This window comes from Streptomyces sp. E2N166, assembly GCF_003671715.1.
Classification (GTDB): domain Bacteria; phylum Actinomycetota; class Actinomycetes; order Streptomycetales; family Streptomycetaceae; genus Streptomyces; species Streptomyces thinghirensis.
In genome coordinates this window covers 1,419,953-1,420,440 of record NZ_RAIF01000012.1, presented here as the reverse complement: position 1 = coordinate 1,420,440, position 488 = coordinate 1,419,953, and the positions used below count along the sequence as shown (strand labels likewise).

Below are 488 nucleotides of genomic sequence, written 5' to 3'. Positions count from 1 at the left end.
GGTCGGGGCCGTTGGGGCGGTCGGCGGGCTCGGCGGGGCCGGACGCGCCGGGCTCCCGCCCGTCGGACGGGGCGGATCCGGGCGAGGCCCAGCCCGGAGTGTCGTTCATCGTCGCTCCTTCACGGTGCCCGTCCGCGGTCGCGGCGGCAGGTTGGCAGCCATCGTGCCATGGCGTGGTCGGGTGCGGACCGGGCGCGGTATGGCCTGCGCACCTTCAATTGTCCGCCCGGTAGGGGGCAGACTGACCGCATGGCTGATCAGGACGCGCGAAGCGGCGAGGACAAGCGGCCGACCGAGATCCCGGCACTGCGCTGGGAGGAACCACCCGAGGGCCCGGTGCTGGTCCTGCTGGACCAGACCAGACTGCCGGCCGAGGAGGTCGAACTGGTCTGCACGGACGCGTCCGCGCTCGTGGAGGCGATCCGCTCGCTCGCCGTGCGCGGGGCGCCGCTGCTCGGCATCGCGGGCGCCTACGGCGTCGCGCTCGC

Annotated in this window: 1 pseudogene; it reads left to right on the top strand. The window is 75.0% G+C overall.

The annotated features are described in order from the left end of the window. Positions 1 to 249 precede the first annotated feature (249 nt). Positions 250 to 488: pseudogene (locus tag EBH09_RS14195) on the top strand (S-methyl-5-thioribose-1-phosphate isomerase); the annotation flags it as partial.